The organism is Streptomyces inhibens (genome assembly GCF_003389455.1).
Classification (GTDB): Bacteria; Actinomycetota; Actinomycetes; order Streptomycetales; family Streptomycetaceae; genus Streptomyces; species Streptomyces inhibens.
In genome coordinates, this window is record NZ_QUAC01000241.1 from 21,598 (window position 1) to 31,035 (window position 9,438).

Genomic DNA, 9,438 nt, shown 5'->3' on the forward strand with positions numbered 1-9,438 from the left:
GGACCGTTAGATTTTTGGGCCAGACGCGAGTCAAACACAAGACCCCGGAGGCCGCCATGCCCCTGCCGCAGGAGTTCCACGACATCGCCAAACGCGTGAACAACTGGGGGCGTTGGGGTGCGGACGACGAGATCGGCACCCTCAACCTGATCACCGACCAGGTCGTACGGGAGGCCGCCGGCTGCATCCGCAGCGGCCGCCGCATCCCGCTCGCACTCCCGCTCCAGCAGGACGGCGTACAGACCGGAATGATCCCGGGCCGGGTCAACCCGCTGCACACCATGACCGCCATCAATCAGGAGATCTTCGGCCCCGGTACGGTCGCGACCTCGGACGACACGGTCACCATGGGCCTTCAGGCCGCCACCCACTGGGACGGCCTCACCCATGTCTCGCACTCCGGGCGGCTCTACAACAACCGCCCCGCCGACACGGTCACCGCACACCACGGCGCCACCCGCCTCGGCATCGAGAAGGCCACCCCGATCGCCTCCCGCGGCGTCCTCCTGGACGTGGCCCGCGCACTGGGCACCGACCGGCTGCCCGGCGGGCACGCCGTCACGCCGGAGGATCTGGACGCCGCCGAGGAACTGGCCGAAACGACGGTCCGGGCCGGCGACATCGTCCTCGTACGGACCGGGCAGTTGCAGCACTATCTCGCCGGCGACCGGCAGGCCTACGCGTTCCCGTCGCCCGGCCTGTCGGTGCGCACCCCGGAGTGGTTCCACGCGCGCGATGTCGCGGCGGTCGCCAACGACACCCTGACGTTCGAGATCTTCCCGCCGGAGATCGAGAATCTGTGGCTGCCCGTACATGCGCTCGATCTGGTCGAGATGGGCATGCTCCAGGGCCAGAACTGGAATCTGGAGGAGCTGTCGACGGCCTGTGCGCAGGAGGGCCGCTTCGCGTTCTTCCTGTCCGCGATGGCCGAACCGTTCGTCGGGGGATCCGGCACACCGGTCGCCCCCGTGGCGATCCTCTGACGCGGCCGGGGCGCCCGCCGACCGTGGCCGTCAACGGCCGGCCGGCCGGGTGGCGGTGCGCTCATGCGCGCCCCGAGCACGGCACCGCGGACCGCCACCCTTCCCCGGCTACCGCCGGGGGACCCCCAACCGGGCCACGATCCGCACTCGTCGAGGCCCCGGACCGGAATCCCGGTTCCCCCCACGACCTCGGCGTCCCCTCACAGCGAATCGCTCCACCCAAGAGTGATCAACTGGGCACGCCACGTCAACACCTGGTCTGGACTAAATTTCGTTACGCCCGATTTGTCATGACGCAATGGGGCTCATACGCCCCCAGATCGGCCCCCGCTGCCATCAGCAGCGGCTGGCCGCGGTCCACCTCGCACCAGATCCGCTTGCCGGCGCCCTCCTGCTGCCAGCCCCAGCGGTCGGCGAGGCCGTCGACCAGCTCCAGGCCGCGGCCGTTGGTGTCGTCACCGTCGGCGTGCCGCTGGCGCGGCGGGCGGGCGCTGGCGTCCACCACCTCCACGCGGACCGTCCCGACCACGGCACCCGACCCGGAGAAGCACATCCGCAGCTCGGCCGCCGCGCCGGTGTGCACCACGGCGTTGGTGACAAGCTCGGAGATCAGCAGGATCAGCGTCTCCGCAAGGGGTTCGTCGGCCCCTATACCTGACCCCACGAGCCGCGACCGGGCCCATCGTCGGGCTCGCCCCACCTCCGCGGGGTCGGGCCGTACGTCCAACTGCACCTGAAGCACCTGCACCGCTCACACCATCCGAACCGGCGGAAACATCGCCTCGCGCCTCCACGAAGTCACGGTGCGTGACCCCGTCGATGCACAGCATGGTTGACGTTCAGTCACCCCAACAAGCGCTTCGGGCATATTCCAGCGCAAGGGAGTATGCGTGCGGCATACTGTGCGACGCACTTTGCGGGGAGTCGAACAAGGGGGATTACCGGGCCCTGGCCCGAGGCGAGCGGCGCGCAGTCCGTACCCCGGAGCCGTCATTCCGACGACACCGGGTCCGTTGCGCCACAGAAGCACTCGCACCCAACGGAGCGTACCCGAGCGGAACGCCGACTCCCCCCTGTGACGAGTCACACCTAGGACACAACCCGATATCGACCCTCCGTGACCACTTCTGTGTGGTGAGTCCGACATTTCGCACACCGGTTGCCAGAGTCTGACATCGCCGCCCATCGCACACCGTCCCCACAGCCCTCGCACGCCCGCCTTCAGTCGACCAAGGCCGCCGCCAGCAGTTCTTCCGCCTCGCTCGCCACACCCCAGCACTCGGCCCGCAACCAGGCCCGCTTGAGGTGCAGATGGACATCGGCCTCCCAGGTGAAGCCCATCCCCCCGTGGACCTGCAGACAATCCCGTGCGTTACGCACCGCGGCCTCGTCGGCGAGCAACTTGGCGCCTGTGACGTCAAGAACACTCTCCGTCACCGCCGCCGCATACACCGCACTTCGGGCGATTTCCGCACGTACGAGCATCTGCGCGCACAGATGCTTGACCGCCTGGAAGGAGCCGACGGGGACGCCGAACTGTTCCCGCTCGCGGGCGTGGCCGACCGCCATCTCGACCGTGCGGGCGGCACTGCCCAGCTGCTGGGCCGCCGTGAGCAGCGCGGCCTCGCGGCGCAGCCGGGGCACGTCCAGGGGCAACGGCTCGCCGCGCGGCAGGTCCGTGAGGCGGGCGAGCGGGGTGAGCGGGTCGACGGAGGCCATCGGGGCGCAGACCACCCGGTCCGGCGCGCTCCGGAATGCACCGCCCGTGCGCCCCTGTGCGCCCCCGTCCGCCACAATCAACTCATCGCATGCGGCCGGATGTTCCCATAGCCACGGCTCGCCCGCGCCGTCGCACAGCCCGACGATCTTCTCGCCGGTCGCGACCCCGTCCACCACTCCGGCCAGCACCTGGCAGGCCACCAGCGGCCCCGGCAGCAGCGCCCGCCCGGCCTCCTCGAAGACCAGCGCCGCCTCCGGCAGCCCGAGGCCCACCCCGCCGGCCTCCTCCGGCAGCCGTAGCGCGAAGAATCCGGCCGCGCCCAGCTCCCGCCACAGCGCACGGTCCAGCGCGGGATCGTCGACCGAGGCCCGCAGCCGGTCCCGGTCGAACCGGCCGGCCAGCAGCTCCCGCGTCCCCGCCCGCAACGCCCTTTGGTCATCGGTGAGTTGGAAGTCCACCGGCCCGGTCACCGCCCCTTCGGCAGGCCGAGGATCCGCTCGGCGACGATGTTCTGCTGGATCTGCGAGGTGCCGGCCGCGATGGTGTACGAGAGGGAGGACAGCCGGTCGGCGACCCAGGCGTGGTCCGCGTCCAGTGCGCCGGCGCCCAGCACCTCGGCCGCCGCGTCGTACAGCTCCTGGCGGGCGTGCGAATAGCGCAGCTTGAAGACCGAGCCGCCGGCCCCCGGGACGCCCCCACTCCCCTGAGCCTCGCTCACATTCCACTGGGTCAGCCGCCACAGCGCCGCGAACTCCGCGCTCAGCCGGCCCAGTCTGCGGCGCAGCACCGCATCGTCCCAGCGGCCGTTGGCGCGGGCCGTACGGGCGAGCGCGCCGAGCACCCGGCGGCAGGCCACCACCTCGCCGACGAAGGCGGTGCCGCGCTCGAAGGACAGGGTCACCATCGTGACCCGCCAGCCGTCGTTCTCCGCGCCCACCCGGTTGCCGACCGGCACCCGCACCTCGTCGAGGAACACCTCGGCGAACTCCGTCGATCCGGCGAGGGTACGCAGCGGCCGGACCGTCACGCCGGGCGCGTCCATGGGCATCGCCAGCCAGCTGATGCCGCGGTGCTTGGGCGCGGCCGGGTCGGTGCGGACCAGGAGTTCGCACCAGTCGGCGACCTCCGCGTGCGAGGTCCAGATCTTGGCGCCGCTGACCACATACGTGTCCCCGTCGCGGACCGCGCGGGTGCGCAGCGCGGCGAGGTCGGAGCCGGCGTCCGGTTCGCTGAAGCCCTGGCACCAGATCTCGTCGCCGCGCAGGATCGGCGGCAGCCAGCGGGCGCGCTGTTCGGCGGTGCCCTCGGCGGCGATGGTCGGCCCGGCGTGCAGCAGCCCGACGAAGCTCGCGCCGACATAGGGCGCGCCGGCGCGCTCCGTCTCCTCCAGGAAGATCAGATGCTGGGTGGGGGTGGCGCCCTGTCCGCCGGCGTCCCGCGGCCAGTGCAGGCCCGCGTATCCGGCGTCGTACAGCATCCGCTGCCAGGCCGCGTCGTACGCCCGCCGGCCGGGCCAGTCGGTCGCCGCGGGCTTCGGCGGGAGCCCCGGCAGCACCTTGGCGAGCCACTCGCGCAGCCGGGCCCGGAAGTCTTCCTCTTCCTCCGTGTACGTGAGGTCCACTACCGGTCCCGGTCCAGATCCAGGCCGAGCATGCGGATGGCGTTGCCGCGCATCAGCTTGTAGACCGTCTCGCCGTCCAGGCCCTTCACATGGTCGAGGGCGACCTCCTTGGTGTGCGGGAAGGTCGAGTCGACATGTGGGTAGTCGGTCTCGAAGGTGGCGTTGTCCCGGCCGACGGTGTCCAGGGACGCCACCCCGTGCTTGTCGCGGAAGAAGCAGCAGAAGATCTGGCGGTAGTAGTACGTGGAGGGCGGCTCGGGGATCAGCTCGCGTACCCCGCCCCAGGCGCGGTGCTCCTCCCAGACGTCGTCCGCGCGCTCCAGGGCGTACGGGATCCAGCCCATCTGGCCTTCGGAGTAGGCGAGTGTGAGGCGCGGGAATTTCACCAGGACGCCGCTGAAGAGGAAGTCCATCATCGAGGCCATGGCGTTGTTGAAGCTGAGCGACGCCTGGACGGCGGGCGGTGCGTCCGGGGACGCGGCCGGCATCTGGGAGCTGGACCCGATGTGCATATTGACGACCGTGCCGGTCTCCTGGCAGACGGCGAAGAAGGGGTCCCAGTAGCCGGAGTGGATCGACGGCAGACCCAGATGGGTGGGAATCTCGGAGAAGGTCACGGCCTTCACACCGCGCGCCGCGTTGCGCTTGATCTCGGCGACCGCGAGACCGATGTCCCACAGCGGGATGATGCACAGCGGGATGAGCCGGCCGCCGCTGGCGCCGCACCACTCCTCCACCATCCAGTCGTTGTACGCACGCACACAGGCGAGGGCCACCTCCTTGTCCCGCGCCTCGGCGAAGGTCTGGCCGCAAAAGCGCGGGAAGGTCGGGAAGCAGAGGGACGCCTCGACGTGGTTGAGGTCCATGTCCTTGAGCCGCTCGGCCGGGTCCCAGCAGCCGCGCCGCATCTCGTCGCGGGTGATGCCCTCCAGCGTCATGTCGTCGCGGTCGAAGCCGACGGCGGCGATATTGCGCTTGTACGGGAACTTCAGGTCCTCGTAGATCCACCAGTCGGTGGGTGGCCCGTCCGGGTCCATGGTGATCTGGTACTTCCCCCCGACGTACGCGAGTTCGCCGATGCCCGCGGTCAGCGGCCTGGGCCCGCGGTCTTGGTACTTCTTCGGCAGCCAGGTCTCGAAGAGGTGCGCGGGCTCGATCACATGGTCGTCGACGCTGACGATGCGCGGTAGCTCCATCGGGTTCCCCATCATTGTCCCCTCGGGCCACGAATCTGATGACCCGTCAGAAAGAGGCTAGACCCGGACCCTCTGGACCGACAAGGCGCGGGCCTCTAACCTCGGCCCGGAATCTGACGTAGCGTCAGCCGATGGGAGGGGCAGATGACCGGCACCACCCTCTGGGACCTGGTCGCGTGGCGCGCCGCCCGCACGCCCGGGGCCACCGCCCTCATCCAGGGGGCCGAGCCCGCCCGGCACGAGCGCCGGATCACCTTCGGCGGACTGCACCGGCGCGCGGAACGGGTCGCGGCCGGCCTCCACGGCCTGGGCGTACGGCCCGGCAGCCGGGTCGTCTGGCAGCTGCCGACCCGGATCGAGACCGTGCTGCTCAGCCTGGCACTGGCCCGTATCGGCGCCGTCCAGAGCCCGGTCGTCCCGCTCTACCGCGACCACGAGGTGGGCCAGGTGCTGCGCCGCACCCGCGCCGCGTTCCTCGCCGTCCCCGGCATCTGGCGCGGCTTCGACCACCGTGCGATGGCCCACCGCCTGGCCGCCGGACTGCCCGGCCCGCTCACCGTCATCGAGGCGTACGACACCCTCCCCGACGGCGACCCGGCCGTACTGCCCCCGCCGCCCACCGACGCCGACGCGGTCCGCTGGATCTACTGGACCTCGGGCACCACCGCCGGCCCCAAGGGCGTCCTGCACACCGACCACAGCCTGCGCACGGCCGGCCGCTGCCTGGCCGACGCGCTGCGCCTTCGCCCGTCCGACATCGGCTCGATGGCCTTCCCGTACGCCCATGTCGCCGGCCCCGACTACACCGTCCTGCTTCTGCTGCGCGGCATCCCGGCGCTCCTGCTGGAGCACTTCGCCCTGCCCGGCTCGCTCGCCGCCTACCGGCGCCACCGTCGCCGGCGGCTCCACCGCCTTCTACGCCCTCTTCCTGGCCGAACAGCGCAAGCTGCCGACGGGGCAGCGACTGCTGCCGTCGCTGCGGCTGCTGGCCGGCGGCGGCGCGCCCAAGCCGCCCGAGCTGTACCACGAGGTCGTCGCCGGACTCGGCTGCCGGCTCACCCACGGGTACGCCATGACCGAGGCCCCGATGGTCACCATGGGCGATCCGCACGACAGCCCCGAACTGCTCGCGACGACCGACGGCCGGCCGCCCGCCGGGATGGAGATCCGGATCGCGCCCGGGAGCGGGGAGATCTCGCTGCGCGGTCCGGCCGTCTGCCGCGGCTACCTCGACGAGCCCGCCCCGTTCGACGCCGACGGCTTTCTGCCCACCGGCGACCTCGGCCACCTCACCCCCACCGGCCACCTCGTGATCACCGGCCGCCTCAAGGACATCATCATCCGCAAGGGCGAGAACATCTCCGCCCAGGAGATCGAGGAGCTGCTCCACCGGCACCCGGACGTGGCCGACGCCGCGGTCATCGGACTGCCGGATGCCGAGCGCGGCGAACGGGTCTGCGCGGTCCTCGAACAGCCGCCGGGATCACGGCAGTTGACACTCGCGGCGGTGACGGCGCACCTTCTCGACCAGGGTCTCGCCCCGCACAAACTCCCCGAGCGGCTCGAAGTGCTGGCCGCCCTGCCGCGCGGGGCGACGCTGCGCAAGGTGCTCAAACAGGAGCTGCGGGAGCGGTTCGGGGGTGGCGGGACGGGGCCGGTCCCGAGGGGAACCGGGTGAGGGCCGCCCTTCATGCACCGTCTTCCACGGAGCCGGGCTCACCGTGGACGCGGCAATGCGGACATCCCCTGTCCTCCTCACCCCGTACGGTCACCGCATGAGCCACTCCCGACCCCGTATCGACACCGCCGGGCGCCGCGTCCGCCTCGGGCGGCGGCAGCTGCTCGCGCCCGACTGCCGGGCGGCCCGTACCGAGGAGGTCGCCGACGCGGTCGTGGGGCTGCACGCCAGCGACCCGGCGACCGTCCACCTGGCCGCCTGCGCCCGGCTGACCGTGCCGGACCCCGCCGACGTGGAGCGCGCGCTCTACACCGACCGTTCGCTGGTCCGGCTGCTGTGCATGCGCCGCACCCTCTTCGCGGTCGGTGCCCAACTCGCGCCGGTCGTCGCCTCCTCCACCGGGCAGGCGATCGCCGCCAAGGAACGGGCCGGGATGATCACATGGGTCCTCGACGGCGCCCCGGGGTGGGACCGGCGGCGACTGGCCGAGGTCGAGGCGAAGACGCTGGCGGCGCTGGCCGCGCGCGGGGAGGCGACCGCGGCCGAGCTCGCCGCCGAGGTGCCCGACCTGCGCGAGACCATCGTGGTCTCGCCCGGCAAGCCGTACGAGGCGACGGTCGCCGTCTCCAGCCGGATTCTGCGGGTGCTGGCCGCCGAGGGCCACATCCGGCGCGGCCGCCCGCGCGGCGGCTGGACCAGCAGCTCCTTCCGCTGGACGCCCGGCACCGCGTTCGCCGACCTGCCCGCGCCGCCGGCCCCCGAGGCACGCGCCGCGCTCACCCGCCGCCGGCTCGCCTCGTACGGCCCGGCGACCGTCGAGGACCTCAAATGGTGGACGGGCTGGACGCTCACCGACACCCGCCGCGCGGTGGCCGCCACCGACGCCGTCGAGGTGACGCTGGACGACGGCACCACCGGCCTGGCGCTGCCCGACGACCTCGAACCGGTCCCCGCGCCCGAGCCCTGGGCCGCGCTGCTGCCCGGCCTCGACCCCACCGCGATGGGCTGGAAGGCCCGCGACTGGTACCTCGACCCGGACCATGTACCGCACCTCTTCGACCGCAGCGGCAACATCGGGCCGACGGTGTGGTGGAACGGCCGGATCATCGGCGGCTGGGCCCAGCGCGCCGACGGCGAGATCGTCTGGCGGCTGCTCACGGACGACGGCGGCAGCGAGGCCTCCGCGGCAGTTGCCGCCGAGGCGGCCCGGCTGGCCTCCTGGGTCGGCGAGGTCCGTGTCACCCCGCGGTTCCGGACGCCGCTGGAGCGGAAGCTGAGCAGCTAGGCCGCCCGCCCGATGCGTGCGCCTCAGGCCGGGCGGTACGCGCTCGTCGCCTGCTCGTACAGCTGGTCCACCCCACGGCGGTCGTTGTCCGGGCCGATCGCCAGGACGAGGTGGTAGCGGCCCTCGTGGATCATCGCGAGATTGCGCACATAGACCTCGCGTCCGCTGCTGTCGCGCCAGGTGAAGGTGCCCTCCGCCATCGCCGTCTTGCCGACGTCGATCCGCCGCAGGCCGGAGGCCGAGGCCCAGCTGGAGGTGCGGTACGGCGCCAGCTCGGCTTCCTTGTTCTGCAGATACGCCATCGGGTCCGTGCCGAAGCGCGCCGTCGTGTCGCGGCCGGGCACGATCACCAGCTCGTAGTCCCCGCCGGCGTACCGCACCTGGCCCCGCTCGTTCGCACCGCGCCGCTGCCAGCCCTTGCGGACCGCGACCTGGAAACCCTTGGGGTCGGTACGTACCTCGAAGCCCTTGGCGACATCCGCCGGCGCGGTGGTCTGCGGCGCTCCGGTGCCCGCCGAGCCGCCGTTCCGCTCGCCTCCCCGGCCGCCGTCCTGGCCGGACGGTGTGGGGCTGCCGCCGGGCGCCGCGCCCGACGTGCCCGTACGGTCCGCGCCGCGCTGCCCGGCCTTGGAGCCCTGGCCGGCCTTCGGCAGGAACGCCATCGCGTAGATCACCGCGCCGACGAGGAGAAGCAGGATCGTGGTGAGCAGCAGCCGGCCGAGGTTGCGCGCAGCACGCGCCGGCCGGGCCTGCCGCGGGCCCGCTTCCAGACCGACCTGCCCCAGCATCTGCTGCTCGTAGGGGTCCCGGGCCGAAGTCCTGGCCTGTCTGGGGGGCTTGGCGGACCGGGCCGCCCGGGCCGGTCCGGGCTGCCGGAGCGGCTTCGGCTGCTTCGGCGGGCGGGGCAGCCGCGGCGGCGCGGCCGGGCCGGTCTGCTCCGGGCCCGGCGTACGAC

6 protein-coding genes and 2 pseudogenes are annotated in these 9,438 nt (G+C 72.4%); 3 read left to right on the forward strand and 5 right to left on the reverse strand.

All coding sequences use genetic code 11. From position 1 onward, the window contains the following. The first annotated feature begins 56 nt into the window (after window positions 1-56). Window positions 57-983, forward strand: coding sequence for a cyclase family protein (locus tag DY245_RS31035; protein ID WP_128510526.1), 927 nt, complete (start codon window positions 57-59; stop codon window positions 981-983). A gap of 274 nt (window positions 984-1,257) precedes the next feature. Here DY245_RS31035 and DY245_RS31040 read toward each other — a convergent pair whose 3' ends face one another. The 4 genes from DY245_RS31040 to DY245_RS31055 all read right to left on the reverse strand — a co-directional run bounded on the left by DY245_RS31040 (window position 1,258) and on the right by DY245_RS31055 (window position 5,520). Continuing rightward, on the reverse strand, window positions 1,258-1,731 hold the full coding sequence (locus DY245_RS31040; RefSeq protein WP_128510527.1) for an ATP-binding protein: 474 nt from the start codon (window positions 1,729-1,731) through the stop codon (window positions 1,258-1,260). A 473-nt stretch (window positions 1,732-2,204) separates the two neighbouring features. Next, the gene (locus tag DY245_RS31045; RefSeq protein ID WP_128510532.1) at window positions 2,205-3,161 is read right to left on the reverse strand and encodes an acyl-CoA dehydrogenase family protein; all 957 of its coding nucleotides are present in this window, start codon (window positions 3,159-3,161) and stop codon (window positions 2,205-2,207) included. An 8-nt stretch (window positions 3,162-3,169) separates the two neighbouring features. Continuing rightward, a complete protein-coding gene (locus DY245_RS31050) occupies window positions 3,170-4,324 on the reverse strand; it encodes an acyl-CoA dehydrogenase family protein (protein WP_128510528.1) in 1,155 nt (384 codons plus the stop codon). Further along, the gene (locus DY245_RS31055) at window positions 4,324-5,520 is read right to left on the reverse strand and encodes an amidohydrolase family protein (protein ID WP_128510529.1); all 1,197 of its coding nucleotides are present in this window, start codon (window positions 5,518-5,520) and stop codon (window positions 4,324-4,326) included. Before DY245_RS31055 ends, DY245_RS31050 begins: the two co-directional genes overlap by 1 nt. A 144-nt stretch (window positions 5,521-5,664) precedes the next feature. Here DY245_RS31055 and DY245_RS31060 point away from each other — a divergent pair. Both DY245_RS31060 and DY245_RS31065 read left to right on the forward strand, forming a co-directional pair. Next, window positions 5,665-7,198 (forward strand): annotated as a pseudogene (locus DY245_RS31060) (class I adenylate-forming enzyme family protein). Between the two features lie 97 nt (window positions 7,199-7,295). Continuing rightward, on the forward strand, window positions 7,296-8,483 hold the full coding sequence (locus DY245_RS31065; RefSeq protein ID WP_128510530.1) for a winged helix DNA-binding domain-containing protein: 1,188 nt from the start codon (window positions 7,296-7,298) through the stop codon (window positions 8,481-8,483). A 23-nt stretch (window positions 8,484-8,506) separates the two neighbouring features. Here DY245_RS31065 and DY245_RS31070 read toward each other — a convergent pair. Further along, window positions 8,507-9,438 (reverse strand): annotated as a pseudogene (locus DY245_RS31070) (protein kinase); the annotation flags it as partial.